The 17,893-nt window shown below is 38.8% G+C and carries 25 protein-coding genes; 14 read left to right on the top strand and 11 right to left on the bottom strand.

Going from position 1 to position 17,893, the window contains the following annotated elements; genetic code table 11:
• Positions 1–138: 138 nt before the first annotated feature.
• Complete coding sequence (locus PTQ34_RS05210) at positions 139–594, bottom strand: DciA family protein (RefSeq protein ID WP_273932466.1); 456 nt, start codon at positions 592–594, stop codon at positions 139–141.
• Between PTQ34_RS05210 and PTQ34_RS05215 the strand changes: the two genes are divergently transcribed.
• Positions 568–699, top strand: coding sequence for a hypothetical protein (locus tag PTQ34_RS05215; protein ID WP_273930687.1), 132 nt, complete (start codon positions 568–570; stop codon positions 697–699). The two genes, PTQ34_RS05210 and PTQ34_RS05215, sit on opposite strands and share 27 nt — an antisense overlap.
• Complete coding sequence (gene guaA / locus PTQ34_RS05220) at positions 696–2,228, top strand: glutamine-hydrolyzing GMP synthase (RefSeq protein ID WP_273932467.1); 1,533 nt, start codon at positions 696–698, stop codon at positions 2,226–2,228. Before PTQ34_RS05215 ends, guaA begins: the two co-directional genes overlap by 4 nt.
• Before the next feature lie 651 nt (positions 2,229–2,879).
• On the opposite strand, the gene tpx is transcribed toward guaA, so the two are convergent.
• Complete coding sequence (tpx, locus tag PTQ34_RS05225; RefSeq protein WP_273932468.1) at positions 2,880–3,380, bottom strand: thiol peroxidase; 501 nt, start codon at positions 3,378–3,380, stop codon at positions 2,880–2,882.
• 162 nt (positions 3,381–3,542) lie between these two features.
• On the bottom strand, positions 3,543–5,393 hold the full coding sequence (ciaB, locus tag PTQ34_RS05230) for an invasion protein CiaB (RefSeq protein WP_273932469.1): 1,851 nt from the start codon (positions 5,391–5,393) through the stop codon (positions 3,543–3,545).
• A gap of 90 nt (positions 5,394–5,483) precedes the next feature.
• Between ciaB and msrB the strand changes: the two genes are divergently transcribed.
• From msrB to PTQ34_RS05275, 9 genes are all read left to right on the top strand, one after another.
• Positions 5,484–6,488 carry a peptide-methionine (R)-S-oxide reductase MsrB gene (msrB, locus tag PTQ34_RS05235; protein ID WP_273932471.1) on the top strand — a complete coding sequence of 335 codons (1,005 nt, stop codon included), beginning with the start codon at positions 5,484–5,486 and terminating at the stop codon, positions 6,486–6,488.
• 70 nt (positions 6,489–6,558) lie between these two features.
• Positions 6,559–6,966: an acyl-CoA thioesterase gene (locus tag PTQ34_RS05240; RefSeq protein ID WP_273932472.1), complete on the top strand. Its 408-nt coding sequence runs from the start codon at positions 6,559–6,561 to the stop codon at positions 6,964–6,966.
• A 59-nt stretch (positions 6,967–7,025) separates the two neighbouring features.
• The gene (locus tag PTQ34_RS05245; RefSeq protein ID WP_273932473.1) at positions 7,026–7,661 is read left to right on the top strand and encodes a uroporphyrinogen-III synthase; all 636 of its coding nucleotides are present in this window, start codon (positions 7,026–7,028) and stop codon (positions 7,659–7,661) included.
• 27 nt (positions 7,662–7,688) lie between these two features.
• Positions 7,689–8,147, top strand: a complete 459-nt coding sequence (locus PTQ34_RS05250; RefSeq protein ID WP_273932474.1) for a hypothetical protein — start codon at positions 7,689–7,691, stop codon at positions 8,145–8,147.
• A gap of 109 nt (positions 8,148–8,256) precedes the next feature.
• Positions 8,257–9,957: an ATP-binding protein gene (locus PTQ34_RS05255; RefSeq protein WP_273932537.1), complete on the top strand. Its 1,701-nt coding sequence runs from the start codon at positions 8,257–8,259 to the stop codon at positions 9,955–9,957.
• Positions 9,954–10,394 (top strand): low molecular weight protein-tyrosine-phosphatase, encoded by a 441-nt coding sequence (locus PTQ34_RS05260; protein WP_273932475.1) that lies wholly within the window; start codon positions 9,954–9,956, stop codon positions 10,392–10,394. Before PTQ34_RS05255 ends, PTQ34_RS05260 begins: the two co-directional genes overlap by 4 nt.
• A 36-nt stretch (positions 10,395–10,430) precedes the next feature.
• Positions 10,431–10,616 (top strand): hypothetical protein, encoded by a 186-nt coding sequence (locus PTQ34_RS05265; protein ID WP_273930678.1) that lies wholly within the window; start codon positions 10,431–10,433, stop codon positions 10,614–10,616.
• A 127-nt stretch (positions 10,617–10,743) separates the two neighbouring features.
• Positions 10,744–11,742, top strand: a complete 999-nt coding sequence (ruvB, locus tag PTQ34_RS05270; protein WP_273932476.1) for a Holliday junction branch migration DNA helicase RuvB — start codon at positions 10,744–10,746, stop codon at positions 11,740–11,742.
• Between the two features lie 137 nt (positions 11,743–11,879).
• On the top strand, positions 11,880–12,425 hold the full coding sequence (locus PTQ34_RS05275; RefSeq protein WP_273932477.1) for a superoxide dismutase family protein: 546 nt from the start codon (positions 11,880–11,882) through the stop codon (positions 12,423–12,425).
• A gap of 220 nt (positions 12,426–12,645) precedes the next feature.
• On the opposite strand, the gene PTQ34_RS05280 is transcribed toward PTQ34_RS05275, so the two are convergent.
• Both PTQ34_RS05280 and PTQ34_RS05285 read right to left on the bottom strand, forming a co-directional pair.
• Entirely contained in the window at positions 12,646–13,272 is a 627-nt protein-coding gene (locus PTQ34_RS05280) for a LysE family translocator (protein WP_273932478.1), read from the bottom strand.
• Between the two features lie 58 nt (positions 13,273–13,330).
• A complete protein-coding gene (locus PTQ34_RS05285) occupies positions 13,331–13,801 on the bottom strand; it encodes a phosphorelay protein (protein WP_273932479.1) in 471 nt (156 codons plus the stop codon).
• 47 nt (positions 13,802–13,848) lie between these two features.
• Here PTQ34_RS05285 and panB point away from each other — a divergent pair, with 47 nt between their 5' ends.
• A complete protein-coding gene (panB, locus tag PTQ34_RS05290) occupies positions 13,849–14,634 on the top strand; it encodes a 3-methyl-2-oxobutanoate hydroxymethyltransferase (protein WP_273932480.1) in 786 nt (261 codons plus the stop codon).
• Positions 14,624–14,956 (top strand): rhodanese-like domain-containing protein, encoded by a 333-nt coding sequence (locus PTQ34_RS05295; protein ID WP_273932481.1) that lies wholly within the window; start codon positions 14,624–14,626, stop codon positions 14,954–14,956. Before panB ends, PTQ34_RS05295 begins: the two co-directional genes overlap by 11 nt.
• Positions 14,957–15,222: 266 nt before the next feature.
• Here the strand turns inward: PTQ34_RS05295 and PTQ34_RS05300 are convergent, their stop codons facing one another.
• The 6 genes from PTQ34_RS05300 to PTQ34_RS05325 form a co-directional block, all read right to left on the bottom strand.
• A complete protein-coding gene (locus tag PTQ34_RS05300) occupies positions 15,223–15,960 on the bottom strand; it encodes an ion transporter (RefSeq protein WP_273932482.1) in 738 nt (245 codons plus the stop codon).
• 154 nt (positions 15,961–16,114) lie between these two features.
• Entirely contained in the window at positions 16,115–16,318 is a 204-nt protein-coding gene (locus PTQ34_RS05305) for a hypothetical protein (protein WP_273932483.1), read from the bottom strand.
• Entirely contained in the window at positions 16,311–16,442 is a 132-nt protein-coding gene (locus tag PTQ34_RS05310) for a hypothetical protein (protein ID WP_273932484.1), read from the bottom strand. Before PTQ34_RS05310 ends, PTQ34_RS05305 begins: the two co-directional genes overlap by 8 nt.
• A 30-nt stretch (positions 16,443–16,472) precedes the next feature.
• Positions 16,473–16,838: a hypothetical protein gene (locus PTQ34_RS05315; RefSeq protein ID WP_273932485.1), complete on the bottom strand. Its 366-nt coding sequence runs from the start codon at positions 16,836–16,838 to the stop codon at positions 16,473–16,475.
• Complete coding sequence (locus PTQ34_RS05320; RefSeq protein WP_273932487.1) at positions 16,819–17,115, bottom strand: hypothetical protein; 297 nt, start codon at positions 17,113–17,115, stop codon at positions 16,819–16,821. Before PTQ34_RS05320 ends, PTQ34_RS05315 begins: the two co-directional genes overlap by 20 nt.
• A gap of 63 nt (positions 17,116–17,178) precedes the next feature.
• Entirely contained in the window at positions 17,179–17,445 is a 267-nt protein-coding gene (locus tag PTQ34_RS05325; protein ID WP_273932488.1) for a hypothetical protein, read from the bottom strand.
• 118 nt (positions 17,446–17,563) lie between these two features.
• On the opposite strand from PTQ34_RS05325, the gene PTQ34_RS05330 reads away from it, so the two are divergent.
• On the top strand, positions 17,564–17,758 hold the full coding sequence (locus PTQ34_RS05330) for a hypothetical protein (RefSeq protein WP_273932489.1): 195 nt from the start codon (positions 17,564–17,566) through the stop codon (positions 17,756–17,758).
• Positions 17,759–17,893: the final 135 nt, after the last annotated feature.

The raw sequence follows: 17,893 nt of genomic DNA on the forward strand, positions 1-17,893 counted from the left end.
GCCGCTACTGCGGACACAGCCCCACGGCTAGTGCTTCGCTGCGAGCACAAAAAATAGCTCAAAAATCTTGGAGCCTTGTTTTTACTGCTGCTACCGCAAAGCCCAAAGGACAGCGCGAGTTTAGAAATTCTAGAATTCCTAGGCTTGATTTTTTGCTTTTTGGCGCAGAATTTCTCTTAAATCTAAGAAAATTTGCGCTAGTTTTGGGTTTTTACAGCGCAGTTCAAAGTTGCCTTTGGCCTTTTCTTTTAGTACTAGCACGGATTTTCTTACCACGATTTTTGGCGGCTTGTTTTTGGCTACAAAAAACTTCACATTTTCAATGCGTAAAAAGCCTAGATTTTTACTCGCAAAATACATATTTAAAAAGTTTTTAATGCTTATTATGTTACTATCGTGCTTTAGTTCTTGGGCGGCAAAAGGTGCTTTTACGCATACAAAAAGCGTGTTATCTCGCAGATATGCGTAGCGAACTAAAGGTGCTTTTGCCTTGCCTAAAAACTCTTTTAGCGCTTTTGTAGCAAGGGTTTGTTCTTTGGCGCGACGATACTGCGGGAGATTTAAGATATGATTTATAACTTCTTGCGCTTTCATGGCGCAATTTTAGCGACTTTTGCCTTAATCTGCGCTATAAGCGGCTGTGGATACAAGGCTGATCCGTTCTATACAAATGAAACAAATATGGGGGTAAATAGATGAAAACTGACGGAATTTTGGTCTTAGACTTTGGGTCGCAATACACGCAGCTAATAGCTCGCCGCTTGCGTGAAAATGGTGTGTATGCTGAGCTTGCGCCTTTTAATATCAGCCTTGATGAGATAAAATCTCGCGCACCAAAGGGCATAGTGCTAAGTGGTGGCCCTGCTAGCGTGTATGCAAGTGATGCGTATAAGTGCGATATGGGCGTTTTTGAGCTTGGTGTGCCAGTGCTAGGCATTTGCTATGGAATGCAGCTAATCGCTCAGCACTTTGGCGCAAATGTAGCACCTGCAAGCAAAAGCGAGTTTGGCAAGGCTCATCTAGATATAGTAGAAAAAGGCGGAATTTTTGCTGGTGTTAGCCAAAATTGCGTGGTTTGGATGAGTCATAGCGATAAGGTTGAGGGCTTGCCAGCAGGATTTAAAGTGCTAGCAAAGAGCGAAAATAGCGAGTTTTGCGCCTTTGGCGATGATGAGCGCAAGGTCTATGCGCTGCAGTTTCACCCAGAAGTAGCACATAGCGAACAAGGCGCAGTAATGCTAAAAAACTTTAGTAAAATTTGCGGTCTTTCAAGCACTTGGAATATGGGAAGCTTCGCAAAAGAGCAAATCGCAAAGATAAAAGAAACCGTGGGTAATGATAAGGTACTTTGCGCAGTAAGTGGCGGTGTGGATAGCTCTGTGGTGGCAGCACTTCTTGCGCATGCTGTGCCAAAACAGCTAATAGCCGTGTTTGTAGACAATGGTCTACTTCGCACTGACGAGGCAAGGATGGTTGAAGAGATGTTTAAAACTCGCCTTGGCGTGGAGCTAATAAAAGTCGATGCTAGCGAGCTGTTTTTAAGGCGTCTAAAAGGCGTGAGCGAGCCTGAGAAAAAGCGTAAAATCATCGGCGAGACCTTTATAGAGGTGTTTGATGCTGAGGCTAAAAAGCACGGCGATGTGAAGTTTCTAGCCCAAGGCACGCTATATACTGATATAATAGAAAGTAGTCCAGTTGGCGCAAGCAAAACGATAAAATCTCATCACAATGTAGGCGGTCTGCCAAAAGATATGAAATTTACGCTGCTTGAGCCTTTGCGTGAGATTTTTAAAGATGAGGTTCGTGCGCTAGGGCTTGAGCTGGGGCTTAGCCGTGATGTTGTTTACCGCCATCCTTTCCCTGGACCAGGGCTTGCTATACGCATAATGGGCGAGGTAAATAAAGAGAGCCTAGAGCTACTACGCAAGGCTGATGTGGTGCTAAGAGAAGAGCTAAAAAGCTCTGGCTGGTATGAGAAAACTTGGCAGGCATTTTGCGTGCTCTTAAATGTGCGCTCTGTGGGCGTAATGGGCGATAACCGCACCTATGAAAATGCTGTGTGCGTGCGTGTGGTGGATGCTAGTGATGGTATGACAGCTACATTTTCGCATTTGCCTTATGAGCTACTTGAGCGTGTAAGCCGCCGCACGATAAATGAAGTCGCTGGTATAAATAGAGTAGTTTATGATATATCAAGCAAACCGCCTGCTACTATAGAGTGGGAGTAAAGTGGGGTAAATCTAGAATTCCTAAGGGTTTTTTATTTTAGGAATTCTAGATTTTATTATGTAATTTTAGAATTCGCTAGATTTTTTAGCGAATTCTAAAAATTTTTATATTTTTGGCTTAGCAACCTGCGCTTGATTTTGCTGATGGTGCTGTACTGTTTGTATCAGCAGCATTTGCGCTAAGTGCGAAAGCAGCAAGAACGCTAGCTAGGATAAGTAGCTTTTTCATCGTCTCTCCTTTATGTAAATTTGTGTTATTTTACGAGCTTTTTGTTTATATAAAGTAAAATGTAAAGTTTATTTGCCACATTGATATTTTAGGCAGCCTTAAGACGCAGACATCTTCGCAAGCGCCTATGTTATCGTCATTTCTGCACTAGTCGCTGCAGCTACTTTGGCACTCATCTTCGCAAGAGTCATTTGCTGGATTTATCGCCTTTATAATAGCTGGCGCGCCAAAGTCAATTTTATTTGTGGCATTTAGCTAGGTTGCGTTATTTTCTGCGCCAAAGAGTGCTAAAAAGACAAGCTAGCAAAAAGAATTTTTTATTTTTTATCTTGTGGGATTTTTGGGGAATTTATTATTAAAAACTTTAAAGTAATTCTAGAATTCCCTAGGGAATTCTAGAATTTTAGGACTATAAAATAAAATTATAGATTGTCAAGCGCAGCTTTTAGAGCATCATAATTTGGCTCGTTTGTTATTTCGCTTACGATTTCTTGATAAGCGATTTTGCCGTCTTTGATGACAATAACAGCTCTTGCTAGAAGTCCTGCAAGTGGGCAGCCATCAAGCTCTAAGCCATAAGCCTTGCCAAACTCGCCACCTCTAAAATCGCTAGCTGTAATAGCATTCTCTATACCCTCAGCTGCGCAAAAGCGGCCAAAAGCAAAAGGTAAATCACGTGCAACGCTGATTAGCTCACATTTATCGCAGCCTGAGTATTGAGCCATGAATTTTTTTGTTTGTATCTGACAAACGCCAGTGTCGATTGATGGAAATACGCTTAGGATTTGGATTTTGTCGCTATTTCCGCCTACTTTTACTTCGCCAAGGTCTTTGCCTACTAGCGTAATTGCTGGGGCGTTGTCGCCTACTTTTAATGCTGTGCCTTTTAGGCTAGCTGGATTACCTTTAAATGTAATGCCCATTTTTTCTCCTTAAATTAAAATATTTTTTGATTTTAGACAAAAAAAGTAAATAATAAAAGATTTTTCTAGAAATTCTAGAATTCCTAAGCTAAAATCTAGAATTCCTAAAGTTAAATTCTAAAATTCCTAGCAAGATTTTCTAGGAATTCTAGATTTTGGCTGTTATTCTATGGCTTTTGCTTGCCAGTTTTGCCACTCTGGGCTTTCATCTATTGCGTTTGCTAGCTCTTCGTAGCGCAAGTAGTAGTACTCTACAAACTCACGCACCTTAGCATCTTTTGGCAGATAAATGCCATTTTCAAACACCGCAAAATCAGCTAAAAACAAACTAGAATCAAGCTTGTTTGCGTAGTGGCTTGCTAGTTTTTTGTAGTTTTGTAAGGCTAGATTTTTGTAGCTTTCATAGGCGCTAAGATCCACGTTTAGCTTTTTATCTTTAAAGCTCAAAGCCCCGCTAGAAAAAAGCAGATCAAGGTGGATTAGTCCCTCACAGTAGTAGGCACGAACTTCATCCACTCTTTGCCATCCTATAAGCCCAACAGAGCGAGCGATATGACTAGCAAAAACAGCCTTTTCATACTGCGCCTCTCCACGCAAAAAGAAATTTACTAACCCACCGCTAGTGGCTTTAAACTCTTCAACAAACTTAAACTCTCCGCCTTTACTCATCGCATTTTCAGTATCTTCGCCGATAAAGAAAATATGCCCAAACTCATGCCCAATGGTCGTGATTTCATAAACTTTTTTCCAAGTTTGTGGCTCGCAAAATAAAATATTTCTATTAAAATCCAAAAAATCCTTGCTAAAAATCTCGCTACTTAGCTTAGAAAAAGGTCTAGCCTTGCTTGATTTATGGATAAAATCTACAAAGGCAAAGATTTTTTTGCCGCACTCTTTGCTTACTATTTCATCATTTGGCACGACTTGTGCTGAGAAAAGTCCGTTAAAATCAGCGCCATAATAAATAAAAGGATTGCTGATGTAAAGTTGCGTTTTTTCAATGTTATTTAGCACCAAAGAGCACATTTTTTCGCTACTTTTTTGGATATTTTTATCAGTATTTTTGTCGCTACAAACTTCTTTGTATATATCTAAAAAACTAGCTTTTATCTGCTCTTTTATGGCTGTTTCATCTACCTTTTGCGAGCTGTCTTTTAGCCTGATATCCCACTCTAAGACAACTGCGTGCGTGTAGGCATCCTCGTAGTACTCTAGCGGATGGCCGATTTGTATATCGCCCCTGCACTGCATCCACGCCCTCTCAGCCTCTTGCCACGCAGGCACGATTTTAGCATTATCACACTCTAAAAAGGCGTTTTTTAGGGCTTTAAAGTAGTTTGTATAAGCCTCGTCGCTTTTATTTTTAGCTGTTTTTTCAAGCGCTTTTATAGCATTTTCAAAAACCTTGGCTAGTTCTTTGCCTTCTTTTACAAATGCGCTAGTGTAGCTTTGCATTTGTAGGGTTTTGATATTTGGTGCGCCGTAGATGCGTTCGCTCTTGCTGCCATCACTGTTTGTTTGATAAAGTCCGTGCTTATCTATAAACTCATTTGCGTTAGCAATGCTTTTAAAGTTCTTTTTAAAAAACTTGCTATTTTCATCTATTAGGCGTTTTTGCCAGCTTTTTTGCATTTTGCTTAGCACAATGCCTACTTTATGAACTGCGCTTAAAAGTTCGGTGTTAAAGGAATCTAGAATTCCTAAGCTTTTAGCATTTTCAAGCATTAAAGAAAAGCGCTTTATGTAGAATTTACTTACAAAATCATACATTTTTGCCTTGATTTTGCGCTGCTTTGCCTCGCTAATACCTGCTTTTTTTAGCTCGCTAACAAGCCCATCTTCTTTTAGTTCTATTATGCGTTTTAAAATAGCTTGAGAGCTTTCAGGGCTTTCTTTTAGCTCAGTTATTTTTAGGGCTTTTTTGATTAGCTTAGTTTGCGGATTTTTATAAAGTGCATTTAATTCTGCTTTTTGATTTTTTAAAAGCAGATTAAGTTCGCTAAAATTATTCATTTTTGTCCTTAGATTTTTGATTTTCGGTGATTATGGTACAATAAATTTACTTTTATTTGCTTAAATACACAAAAATTTAAAGGAAAAAAAATGCTTAAAAAATTTTTACTAATTTTTCTGGCTATTTTTAGTCTAAGTTATGCAAAAGGAGAGCTGGTGAAGGAGATTTATTTAGCAGGTGGCTGCTTTTGGGGTATGGAAGGGTATTTTAGCCGTATAAAAGGTGTAGAAAGTACCAAAGTAGGCTACGCAAATGGAAATAGCAATGAGACTAGCTACTATGAGATAAAAAGCACAGGACATGCTGAGACCTTGCTGCTTAGCTATGATGCAACGAAAATCAGTCTAAAAGAGATTTTGGCGCATTTTTGGCGAGTTATAGACCCATATAGCCTAAACCGCCAAGGAAATGATGTAGGAGTTCAGTATAGAAGCGGTATTTACTTTACTGACAAAGACGATGAGAGCGTGATAAGGGAGTTTTTGGCTCTTAAACAAGAACAAGATAAAAGCAAAAAAATCGCTATAGAGGTTCAGCCCCTAAAAAACTTCGTAGTAGCTGAGGAATATCATCAAAAATACCTTGAGAAAAATCCAAATGGCTACTGTCATATTGACCTAAACCTTGCAAATGAGCCACTTCACGATGATAGTCGCTTTAAAGTGCCTAGCCGTGATGAGCTAAAACTAAAACTAAGTCCACAAGTCTATGAAATCACGCAAAATAAAGGCACAGAAAGAGCTGGCACAAGCCCACTTAATAAAAACTATGAAAAGGGCATTTATATAGACGCAGTTACAAAAAAACCACTATTTGCTAGCACTGATAAGTTTGATAGTGGCTCTGGCTGGCCTAGCTTTACAAAGCCGATTACAAAGGATAGCATTGAGTATAAAAAAGATTTTAGCCACGGCATGAGTAGAATAGAAGTTAGCTCAAAACTTGGTGGGTCGCACTTAGGGCATGTGTTTGACGATGGACCACTAGATAAAGGTGGACTAAGGTATTGTATAAATGGGGCTTCTTTGGAGTTTATTCCGCTTGAAAAGATGGACGAGCTAGGATATGGTGATTATAAACGCTATGTAAAATAGCAGGAATTCTAGAATTCTTTAAAAAAATAAACTAGAATTGTGAAACTTTTGATTGATTTAAGGATAAGAAATGAAAAGTATGGGAGAGCCACGAATTCGCGTAATAGCAATGCCAAAAGATACAAATCCAGCTGGAAATATCTTTGGTGGTTGGCTGCTTAGTCAAATAGACTTAGCTGGGGCATTAGCAGCCAGGGAGGTAGCACCTGAGCGAACTGTTACTATTTCAATGAAAGAAGTGCTTTTTAAAGAGCCAGTTTTTGTAGGTGATGCGGTGAGCTTTTACTCACGCATTACTCATGTGGGCACGACCTCTATAACTGTGATCGTAAAGGTAGTAGTTCAGCGCTTTGATCATAACGCAAAGGGGCTTATTTGCGTGCCTGTGACAGAAGCTGAGGTTACATATGTCAGCATGGACGCAGCTGGAAACAAAAAGGCAATAGACCCTGAGCTTAAAAAAATTCACGGATTTTAGGGGAATTCCACACGAAATTTCACACGAAATTCTAGAATTCCTATAAAATAGAGGCAAAAGTGATATATCTGTGCTCAAATACAAGCTGTGATGATGAAAATATCGTCCATCTTGAGCTTTGTAAAATAAAATATGCTAGTTTTAGCGTGGATTTGAGTGCTTTTAGTGCGCTTGTAATTAGCTCAAAAAATGCTATATCTGCGTTAGAATTCAATAAAATTCCGTCAAATAATAAAATAAGCGTATTTGCTATCGGCAAAGCTAGTGCAAATGCTGCTAGCAAATATGGTTTTGGCTGTGTTTATGAGGCGCAAAACTCGCATGGAGATGAGTTTGCGCTTGAAATCGTCCCACAATTAAAAGGCAAAAAAACGCTTTTACTTCGCCCAAAAGAGCAAATTAGCGATATAAAGGGAATTCTAGAAAAAAATGGTGTGCTTTTAAGCGAGCAGATCGCCTATGAAAACAGCATCGTAACTACGCCAAAAAGGCAGTTTGAGACTGGGGCGGTTTTTATTTTTGCTAGTCCAAAAAATGTAGAGGGCTTTTTAAAGAATTTTGCGTGGAGAGATGATTTTAGAGCCGTGGCTATCGGCAAAAGCACAGCTAGTGCACTGAAAAGTTTTACAAATCCGCTAGTATCAAATAAGCAAAATATAAGCGAATGCATAAAAATCGCAAAAAATCTGCTATAATTAAAGAAATTTTATTAAAGGACAAAGATGAGAGCTTTTAAAGACAGCGCATTTATAGCAGCTGCTAGGATAGAAATCGGCGGGCAAATCAATGATGTAGCAAGCGATCTAAACGGACTTGCTAAGCTTGCTGAGGACATTGATGAGGACAAGCTTGAAGGGCATGACAAAGATTTATTTGAGCAGGTTGTAGCTGGCGTCCACCAAATCAAATCGCTATTTGAAGGCGCTAATCAAATGGTGAAAAATATCGAAAACTTCTTGCTTAGCAAGGATTTTCCAAGTAGCGAAGAAATGAAAGAATCAATCAAAAACTCAGGTGCTGATATCACCGCACTTGACGAGCTTGATGAGTATAAAGCACTTAGCAAGGACGAAAAAGAAAAATTTACCTTTATAGTAGCAAACTACGAGCTGATCTCAACCATGCTTGATAGTGCTAACAAGCTTTGCGCAGTACTTCACAAAGCAGTAAAAAGACTATAAAACACTAGAGAATTCTAGATTTTTTTTCTAGGAATTCTAGATTTTTTTCTAGGAATTCTAGATTTTTTAGAAAGCTTTTAAAAAGCAAAAACACTTACAAGGATTTATTCTGAAATACCTTAAAGATTTTTTAGAAAATAACAAAGATAGTGAAGTTTTTAGCATTTTGTCTTGTTCAAAAGCTGAGCTTGAAATCTTAGAACTTTTGACACGCAAGTATCTTGCTGGGATATCGCAAGTAGGGTGCTTTGAGCTACTTTCGCAGATTTATGATACAAAAGAGCTTTCATTTTTAGAAGGGCTAAATGATGTTAAAAATCTCATTGAACTAGGCTATATAAGCGCAAGCTATGCTTTTTTTAAAGAACATAGCAAGCTTAGCAAGCTAGGGCTTTTACAAGCTGATCTTAGCCTTTGCGATGCGTTTTTACATATTTTAGAGGCTGGTGCGCAGCCACTTTCAAATCCAAAAGAGCCATATAATGACCATTTAGAGTATCTAAAAGATCAGTTTTTAAGGGTAGAGCTTTATACTCGCAGGGCAAATACTAGCGACAAAAGCAAGGCTAGCGAGCAGATAAAAGCGTTAGAGAAAATTATTGCTTCTCGCTTAAAGCTTAGTAAAATCGCCCTGCCTTGCGAGCAAATTTTAAAAGAAAATGCTTTTGAGGCAAAAGAGCAAATTGTATTTTTTGCTCTTTTAAAAGAAGAATACGAACAAAGCGAAAGTGGGTCTTTGCGTGATCTAGGCGCACTTTTAGCACTTATTAGCAAAGATGATATGGAGCGGATGAAAAACCGCTCTATGCTTGAAGATGGCTCAAGGCTGATTGAGAGTGGTGTAGTGGAGTATGATGAGGTGCTAACGCCCTTTGGAGCATTATCACGGACATTTTTTATCTCTGAGGATACCTTGGGCGAGATAATGCATCCAAAAAGCGCAAAAACAGCCAAAAAAGTAAAATTAGAAAATATAGTAAAAAATAGCGAAATCTTTGAGCTAATCACGCCTAGTAGCGACCTAAGCGATGTAGTGTTAAACGAACAAACTAGGGCTTTGCTAGAAAATATCTTGCGACAGCTTGATAAAAATGTTCAAGCAAGGCTTGCTAGTTGGGGGATGAAACCACGCAAAAACATCGATGCAAAAGTGATTTTCTATGGCCCACCTGGCACTGGAAAAACAATGAGCGCATACTGCCTTGCAAAAAGCCTTAAAAAGCAAGTTCTTAGCTTTGATTGTTCTAAAATTCTAAGCAAATATGTAGGCGAGAGCGAACAAAATGTAAGAAAAATCTTTGATAGCTACCGTGAGATTTGCGCTAAGACAAAAAGCGAGCCGGTGCTACTGCTAAACGAAGCCGATCAGTTTCTAAGCTCAAGGCTAGAAAATGGCTCATCAGGCTCAGAGCAAATGCATAATCAAATGCAAAATATTTTCTTAGAGCAAATTGAGAAGTTTCAAGGCGTGCTAATTGCCACTACAAACTTTATGCAAAGCTTTGATAAAGCGTTTTCTAGGCGTTTTGAGTATAAGATTGAGTTTAAAAAACCACAGCTTAAAGAACGCATTCAAATCTGGCAAAAGGTGCTGCCAAAAAATGCTGAATTTGAAGAAAACTTTGATATAAATACTATCGCAAAATACGAACTAAGCGGTGCTAGCATAGTGCTTGTGATGAAAAATGTAGCTCTAAAAACAGCTATTAGCGATGATGGTGTTTTTCGCACTAGCGCTTTTATAGATGAGATTAAAAGAGAGCAAAGATCAAGCTTTGAAGAAGATAAAAAAGTAGGACTTTTAAAATGAGAGTGCTTTTTGTCTGTCATGGCAACATTTGCCGCTCGCCCATGGCTGAGTTTGTGCTAAAAGACCTAGCTAAAAAAGCAAGGCGAGATGACCTTATAATCGCCTCAGCTGGCACTAGCACAGAAGAGCTAGGACGCGATACTCACCACGGCACGAAAAAAGAGCTAAAAGCGCATAATATAGAGTTTTTTCCACGCCACGCTAGGCAAGTGACTAAAAACGAGTATGAAAACTGGGATATCTTTGTGGTTATGGATAGCGCAAACAAGCGCAATTTAGAGCGTATTTTTGGTGGAGATCCACAGGGTAAAATAGCTAAAATGATGGGTTTTGTAGGTAGCAGCGCTGATGTAGCAGACCCATGGTACACGGGCGATTTTGAGCTAACTTTTAGCGACATTTACAAAGCCTGCAAGGCACTTTTAGAACAAATATAAGACTTTTTTGTGCTATAATTTTACAAAGATTTAAAAATGAAAAAAAGTGAACTTTATAAAATAGTTTTAAATTATTCTTTTATAGGCTTGTTTGGAGCACTTTCTTATACTTTTATAAATTATAAAAGTCTAGAATTCCACGAGTTTATAGTTTTAGGTAGCGCAATTTTACTTTGTGCTTTGTTTATATTTTTTATTGCTGATGGAGCGAGTGATGACTAGTTATTTAGCGCTTTGGATAGGACCTGTGGCTCTTGCTTTTGTTTTTTACTCTATTTTAAGAGTGATGAAGCGAAAAAATGAAAAAGAAAACAAAACCGCTACCCTATAAAACTCACAAAGTATAAAAATGGATAGAATCGTTGAAATTGAACGCTTAGAGCTTGATGAGAGCGAACAAAGCGGGCTTCGCCCACTAGACTTTAACTCGTATATCGGGCAAGAAAAAATAAAAAGCAACCTTGCTGTTAGCATAGAAGCTGCTAAAATGCGTGGTGAGGCACTTGATCACACGCTTTTTTATGGTCCTCCAGGGCTTGGAAAAACCACGCTTGCGCATATAATCGCCAAAGAAATGGGCGCAAATATCAAGGTCTCAGCCGCGCCGATGATAGAAAAAAGTGGCGATTTGGCTGCGATTTTAACAAACTTAGAAAGCGGCGATGTGCTTTTTATTGACGAGATTCACCGCCTTAGTCCTGCGATTGAAGAGATTTTATACTCAGCTATGGAGGACTTTCGTTTAGACATCATAATAGGCTCAGGACCTGCTGCGCAGACTATCAAGGTAGATATCGCGCCATTTACTTTGGTAGGGGCGACCACGCGCGCTGGCAATGTCTCTGCGCCACTTAGAGATAGATTTGGGCTAAACTTTCGCTTGGAGTTTTACACCCCAGATGAGCTAGCTACTATCATCAAGCAAGCTGCTAGCAAGCTAGGCAAAGAGTGCCAGAGCGCAGCAGCCCTAGAGGCTGCTAAGCGTAGTCGTGGCACGCCTCGTATCGCTTTAAGGCTTTTAAAGCGCATTAGAGACTTTGCTGAGGTAAATGCTGAGAATATCATCACGCTAGAGCGGGCAAAGGACGCCCTAGAGCGACTTGGGGTTAGTGAGCTGGGCTTAGATGATATGGATATGCGCTATTTGCGTTTGCTCATGGCTAGTTCAAAGCCACTTGGTCTTGGCACTATCGCAGCAGCACTTAGTGAGGATGAGAGGGCGATTGAGGATGTGCTTGAGCCCTTTTTGCTAAGTAGTGGCTATATCGCACGCACCGCAAAGGGCAGGGTGCTAAGCATAAAAGGCTATGAAATCTGCGGACACAAAAGCGAAGATTCTTTATTTTAAGCTCTAGAATTCCCTAGGGAATTCTAGAATTCTATAAGCCAAAATTACTACTAGATTTTCACTTTTTTTTAACAAAATTTATTGATTTTTTAGTTTATAGTCATTAAAATACCTTTATATTTTCAAAGGAGGAATAAATGAAAAAGTTATTTGTAACAGCAGCTATCGCAGCTAGCGCAGTAGTAGGTCTAAGCGCTGAAAATAAGGTAATCTTCGATCCAAAAGCAGGCGAGCATATCAGCATCCCTGTTGAGCTTTTAAGTGAAAAAGGCAACACTGCAATCGGCGAGGTTGTAGCTGTAAAAACTGCTTATGGCGTAGCATTTTACCCAAATCTAAAAGGTCTTACGCCTGGTATTCACGGCTTTCACATCCATGCAAATCCTGATTGTGGTATGAACGATAAAGGTCTTGGCATGAAAGCTGGTGGTCACTTTGACCCAAAAAATACTGGCAGCCACTCAGCTCCATGGGATGACAATGGTCACTTTGGCGATCTACCAGCTCTTGCAGTAGCCCCAGATGGCACAGCTACAACTCCGGTTCTAGCTCCAAAAATCAAAGAACTAAGCGAGATTAAAGAGCACTCTCTTATGATCCATGTAGGTGGTGACAATCACAGCGACAATCCAAAAGTACTTGGCGGCGGCGGTGCTAGAGCAGCTTGTGGCGTGATTAAATAAGGCGTGATTAAGCAATTTTACGCTTTTAGGCACTAGGGAATTCTAGAATTCCCTAGATTTTAGAGTAATTCTAGAGCTTTGGTTTCAAGGTTCTTTATACGCTTTGCAAAAGCATTTAGGGGTACTAGTAAAATCTAAAATTCCTAGAAAAAATCCTTAGGAATTCTAGATTTTTAAAAACAAAAACCTAGCAAAATCTAGAATTCCTAGAAAAAAAATCTCAAAACACAATAGCCCAAAAATCTCCCCAGTAAAAAGCCACTCCCAAAATACCCACAAACATCAAAATAACATCGCTTAAAAGGCTAATGTAGCGTGAGTAGTTCTCTAAAGCCTTTATCTTTGAAGCCCCGAAGCTAAATGCGCAAAGCACGAAAATATCAAGCCCAACCCAAAGTGCTACAAGCAAAGCCAAGCTAGCGTGTAAATCTGGCAAAATCTGTGTAAATTGAGGTAAAAAAGTCATTATAAAAATGATTTCTTTTGGATTTGATACTGTTAGGATAAAGCCTGCGCTAAAGGCTCCTTTGGCTTTTGGTGCGATATTTGCGCTGTTTTTGCCTATATCAGCCACTAGCCCACGAAGCCCAAGAAAAAATATAAAAACCGCCCCACAAAATGAAAAAATCGTAAAAAAATCATTTGAAATATTAAAAATGCCTAAAATGCCAAGCAGGGCAAAGGATATTAAAATAAGCGAGCCAAAATCGGTGCCAAGTATGGTCCAAAAGGCCTTTTTAAAGCCGCCGCTACTGGTGTTTTTTAAAATCAAAGCAGTAACAGGCCCAGGCGTGATGATAAAGACTATCACAGAAAGAATATAAATCCACAAAAGCTCTAAGTTCATAGCCGCTCTTTCACAAATGATTTGAGAGTTTTACAAAACTAGGGAATTCTAGAATTCCCTAGTTTTGTTTTATTAGCTCTAGTGGCATTTTGATTAGTTTTGGATTGATGATAGTAAAGTAAACTTCGTCATTGTCGATATTTCGGCGGTAGCTTTCTATTTGATCAGCTGCTAGTAATAGCCAGTCAACTAGCTCATCGCTAGCTACGCAGCCAGAGCTTTTGGCCTCGTTTAGCCCCTCGCAGAGATTTAGACACAGCCCCATGAACTTCGCCACAGGCTCAAGTCCTAGAAACTTTGATGCGCTATGAAGATTGCGAAATATCCGCAAAATCTCGCCCACGCTGTTCTCAAAGGCCTCAGGTTTGCTTAGCCCTACGATAAGCGGCTCAAGACTCATACTCATCACGCCAAAATGCGTCATAAAATCATCAACTACATCAAAATCATACTTTGTCTCAAGCTCTTTTAAAAGCCCCATATCTGCCTCATCAAAAAAATTTTGCGCAATTCTAACAAAAGTAAGCAAAATTTATCATTAAATGCTATACTTAACGCCATTTAAAAGGATGCTTTATGAAAAAAATAAACATAAATGAGCTTTACAAAATGAAAGCGCAGGGGCAAAAAATCGTTATGATTACAGCCTACGACGCACTTTTTGCTAGGCTTTTTGATGAGAGCGCTGATATAGTGCTAGTTGGCGACTCACTAAATATGAGCTTTGGCGGAAAAGACAGCACGATTGATATCAGCGTTGATGAGATGATTTACCACGCAAAAGCGGTAAAAAGGGGCTTAAAGCACGCTTATATGGTAGTGGATATGCCCTTTGCTAGCTGTGCTACGCTAGAGCTAGCAGTGAAAAACTGCGCCAAAGTCTGTCAGCAAACACTCTGCGATGCCATAAAAATCGAAGGTGGAGCAGAGCTTGCCCCCACAATAAAACTGCTAAAAAGCGCAGGTATCGCAGTGGTCGCTCACATAGGGCTAAAGCCGCAGCATAGCGTGCGAGAAGGTGGCTTTGTGGTGTGCCGTGATGAAAGCACTGCGCTAAGTGATGCAAAGGTGCTCGAAGATGCAGGAGCTGCTATGCTACTAATAGAAGGCACGCTAAGCCATATCGCTGCTAAGATTGCTAGTAGCGCAAATATCCCAGTAATCAGCATCGGCGCAGGTGCTAGCACGGACGGACAGGTGTTAGTATGGAGCGATATGCTAGGCTTTTTTACTGATTTTAAGCCAAAGTTTGTAAGGCGATATATGGACGGAGCCCAGCTTGTAAAACAAGCGGTGGCAAACTACGCAGATGATGTGCGTAGCGGTAAATTTCCAACTAAGGAGCACGAATATGAGCTATAACACAGCAAACAAATCTATACCAAATGAGTGCGTCATAGACATCCGCTTGCCTAGCGAGTGGTATGAAACTGGCGTGCTAGAGGGCAGTCATCTAATCACATTTTTGATGGCAAGTGGTGCGGTTAATCCGCTTTTCGTCCATGAGGTAAAAAAACTCTTTGGCAAAGACGACAAAATCGTACTTATGTGCCACTCAGGCAGGCGAACAAAGCTAGCAATGGAAGTGCTAAAAAACGCAGGATTTAGCAATGTAAGCGATATTGAGGGTGGCATCTATAACTACAGCCGCCTAGGTGCTAAGCTAGTAGAATACAAAGGCTAGGGAATTCTAGATTTACAAAGCTTTAGAATTCTAGAATTCCCTAGAATTCTTAAATTCCCTAGAATTCTAGAATTCTCTAAAAAGAAAACCCCCACACCCCCAAGAAAACTAAAAAATCTAGGGAATTCTAGATTTACGAAGCTTTAGAATTCTAGAATTCCCAGAATTCCCTAAAATTCTAAAATTCTCTAAAATTCTAAAATTTTAGAATTCCCTAAAAAAGAAAACCCCCGCACCCCCAAGAAAACTAAAAAATCTAGGGAATTCTAGAGATTATTATTTGCGTTTTTGCTTTGAGTAATTTCATTTAGGCTATTTACGATGACACCTACGATGAGATTTAGCGCTATCATGCCCACAAGGACGATATAGCTTACAAAAACTATCCACGCATATGGATAGACCTCCATCACAGGTCGCACAATCCCCATGCTCCAGCTCTCAAGCGTCATTATCTGAAATAGCGTATATAACGCCCTTGGCAGTGTGCCAAACCACTCAGGGAATTTCTCTGCAAAAAACTCCACACAAAGCACGCCATAAACATAGTAAAAAATGCTAAGCAAGGCTGAAATACTAAGCATTGCGGGGATTGTTTTTAGCACTGCATCGACCACCACGCGCATAGCTGGCACTGATGAGATGAGGCGCAAAATCCTAAGTGTCCTAAGTGTGCGAAGGACTGAATATTCAATAGCTACAAAGCTAATTGCGACTATTAAAAAATCAAAGATATTCCACCATTTATCGCTATTTGTGAAAAATGCTAGGCGGTAGCAAAATAGACGCAGGGCAAGTTCTATGGTAAAAATCACAAGGCAGAGCATATCAAGAGCGTTTAAAAGTCCGCCAAAACTAGCTTTTATCTCCGTGCTGGTGTTTAGTCCTAGCAAGACGGAGTTAAAAAGAATAACTGAGATGATGGCGTAATTCCACGCCTTGGTCTCGATTATACTTTGTAATTTTGAGCGTAGGGTTATGCGAGCGTTTGTGAGTGATGACATTTTGTGCCTTTTTGTTTTTTGTGATATTTTGGCAGAATTATAGCTGAAAATTGTGAAAAATTTAGGGATTTCTAGAATTCCTTATAGATTTTATAGGGAATTCTAGATGAGTTAATCTAGAATTCCATAAAAGAAATTTATGTTTTTTGTTTTATTAAATTATACTATCCAAAAAATAAAAATCGATAGTTTCGCCACTATCTAAGCCTTTGGCTTTGTGATAAGTATATACGATTTTAAAGGCTTTTTCTAAAAGAGCTAGTCTTTTGTACTCATTTAAATTCGCCATAGTATTTGGCTTGCCATTTAATAACCTTTCAAAAAGTACATATTCAATGATTTTTATTAATTTAAACATTGTATTGCCAAGAATAAAAAGTCTCGCCATATTCTGCTTTACAAAAAGCTAGATATGCTTGATTCATTTGATATTCCATAGAACCACCGCTAAAACCAGATGATGAAGTTTTATTTATCACCACGCTAAGAACAATTGCAATCAGAATTGAAGTTCAATAGGTTGGCACTAATAATATAAGAGCGATTATCCAAATAATTATGTGCGACATTATCCTATCCTTGGTGCCAATACACCATAAATAATTCCTGGTATATATAATTGAAATTAAAAAAATAGCTTGAATGATTACAAGAGGTGTTGCAAGTATTCCTAATACTAGTCCAATTTTATTTATACCACCTTTACTAGCAAGCAAAGCATCATCTCCATTGCTTTCTTTTAAAGTATTTACAAAAGTTTTAAGAATATAAAATTTAGAGTATTTGCCCAAATGGCAACTAATCCAAATAGCAATTATAAATATTATACCTATTACAGGGCTTGCATTTTCAGGGCTTTCATTTTGGCTTAAAAACATTGTAAATAACCCAAGACATATACAAATAATAGCCCAAAGAGCCAGTATCTTCGCCTTTTCTATATAACAAAAAAATCCAAGAGTAGAAAAAGCCCCACCAAGACCAATCACTTGCTTTTGCAAAGTTTTCTCTATTGCCTTGTAAAAAGCATTTTTCAACTGTTTTAGCATAGCACTCTACAGCTTTTTCTTTTTGTAAATAGATAAGTAATTTTGCTCTTAAAGTTTCACCGTTTGAGAGTACACTTTTCTGGTAATCGTTTAATTTTTCTTCCATTATTGAGTCTTTATATATTTATTTATAAATTTATCTTGTAAATTTTTGTAATTCGATATTTTGTTATTCACAAATTTCTTGCCATTCATATTCCATATTTTGTTGATTATAAACTCTAGCTTGTTTGCAATGTTTAGTCCCAATAGGTGGTAAGCTTGGTGTTTTTATAGGTTTAATAGATGGGCTATCTAAAGGACAAATTCTAGGTGGACAAATAGGTGGGGTATCTAAAGAGCTGCTACACATAGCCCTTACTTCACCATCCACACATTCACAAGTACAGCTTGCAAATACTTTGCATGATAACATAATAAAAAGTAATTTTTTCATTTTTTTTCCTTTTTTAAAATGTTAAGCATAATAATACGACATTTTTTCTAAATTTAAACTAAATTTACGACTTTATTTCCAAATTTTAGTTTAAATGCAAAATGGTTAAGCTAAACTTATGAAATATACAATGCAAGACAAAGCGAGAATACTTCGCATAACGACTAGGACATTACAAAGGTGGCGCACAACCAAGCCCGAGCTATACGCTATAATAGAAAGTGCCTTTAAACTGCGAGAACTAGCAAACAGCGAGTTTGAAGTAACAAAAGAAGTAAAAGAATCTTTGCTAGAAAACATCCCGCCAAGCTAGAATTCTAGAATTCCCTAACTATAAAATGCTAAACTAAAATTCTAGAATTCCTAGCATAAATCTAGAATTCCTGGGGGCTTTTTTCGTTTATATCATTTAAGAATTCTAGAATTCCATATAGAGATCCCCCAAAGG

The organism is Campylobacter magnus (genome assembly GCF_028649595.1).
Lineage (GTDB): Bacteria > Campylobacterota > Campylobacteria > Campylobacterales > Campylobacteraceae > Campylobacter > Campylobacter magnus.

Coding starts and splice junctions, on each gene's coding strand:
- msrB (WP_273932471.1), top strand. CDS start 5,484: ATGCTTAAAAAATTTTTACTAATTTTTCTGGCTATTTTTAGTCTAAGT.
- panB (WP_273932480.1), top strand. CDS start 13,849: ATGAAAAAAATAAACATAAATGAGCTTTACAAAATGAAAGCGCAGGGG.
- PTQ34_RS05330 (WP_273932489.1), top strand. CDS start 17,564: ATGAAATATACAATGCAAGACAAAGCGAGAATACTTCGCATAACGACT.
- ciaB (WP_273932469.1), bottom strand. CDS start 5,393: ATGAATAATTTTAGCGAACTTAATCTGCTTTTAAAAAATCAAAAAGCA.
- PTQ34_RS05280 (WP_273932478.1), bottom strand. CDS start 13,272: ATGAACTTAGAGCTTTTGTGGATTTATATTCTTTCTGTGATAGTCTTT.
- PTQ34_RS05210 (WP_273932466.1), bottom strand. CDS start 594: ATGAAAGCGCAAGAAGTTATAAATCATATCTTAAATCTCCCGCAGTAT.
- PTQ34_RS05300 (WP_273932482.1), bottom strand. CDS start 15,960: ATGTCATCACTCACAAACGCTCGCATAACCCTACGCTCAAAATTACAA.
- PTQ34_RS05295 (WP_273932481.1), top strand. CDS start 14,624: ATGAGCTATAACACAGCAAACAAATCTATACCAAATGAGTGCGTCATA.
- PTQ34_RS05315 (WP_273932485.1), bottom strand. CDS start 16,838: ATGTTTTTAAGCCAAAATGAAAGCCCTGAAAATGCAAGCCCTGTAATA.
- PTQ34_RS05215 (WP_273930687.1), top strand. CDS start 568: ATGATTTATAACTTCTTGCGCTTTCATGGCGCAATTTTAGCGACTTTT.
- PTQ34_RS05250 (WP_273932474.1), top strand. CDS start 7,689: ATGAGAGCTTTTAAAGACAGCGCATTTATAGCAGCTGCTAGGATAGAA.
- guaA (WP_273932467.1), top strand. CDS start 696: ATGAAAACTGACGGAATTTTGGTCTTAGACTTTGGGTCGCAATACACG.
- PTQ34_RS05275 (WP_273932477.1), top strand. CDS start 11,880: ATGAAAAAGTTATTTGTAACAGCAGCTATCGCAGCTAGCGCAGTAGTA.
- PTQ34_RS05240 (WP_273932472.1), top strand. CDS start 6,559: ATGAAAAGTATGGGAGAGCCACGAATTCGCGTAATAGCAATGCCAAAA.
- tpx (WP_273932468.1), bottom strand. CDS start 3,380: ATGGGCATTACATTTAAAGGTAATCCAGCTAGCCTAAAAGGCACAGCA.
- PTQ34_RS05305 (WP_273932483.1), bottom strand. CDS start 16,318: ATGTTTAAATTAATAAAAATCATTGAATATGTACTTTTTGAAAGGTTA.
- PTQ34_RS05265 (WP_273930678.1), top strand. CDS start 10,431: ATGAAAAAAAGTGAACTTTATAAAATAGTTTTAAATTATTCTTTTATA.
- PTQ34_RS05320 (WP_273932487.1), bottom strand. CDS start 17,115: ATGGAAGAAAAATTAAACGATTACCAGAAAAGTGTACTCTCAAACGGT.
- ruvB (WP_273932476.1), top strand. CDS start 10,744: ATGGATAGAATCGTTGAAATTGAACGCTTAGAGCTTGATGAGAGCGAA.
- PTQ34_RS05325 (WP_273932488.1), bottom strand. CDS start 17,445: ATGAAAAAATTACTTTTTATTATGTTATCATGCAAAGTATTTGCAAGC.
- PTQ34_RS05260 (WP_273932475.1), top strand. CDS start 9,954: ATGAGAGTGCTTTTTGTCTGTCATGGCAACATTTGCCGCTCGCCCATG.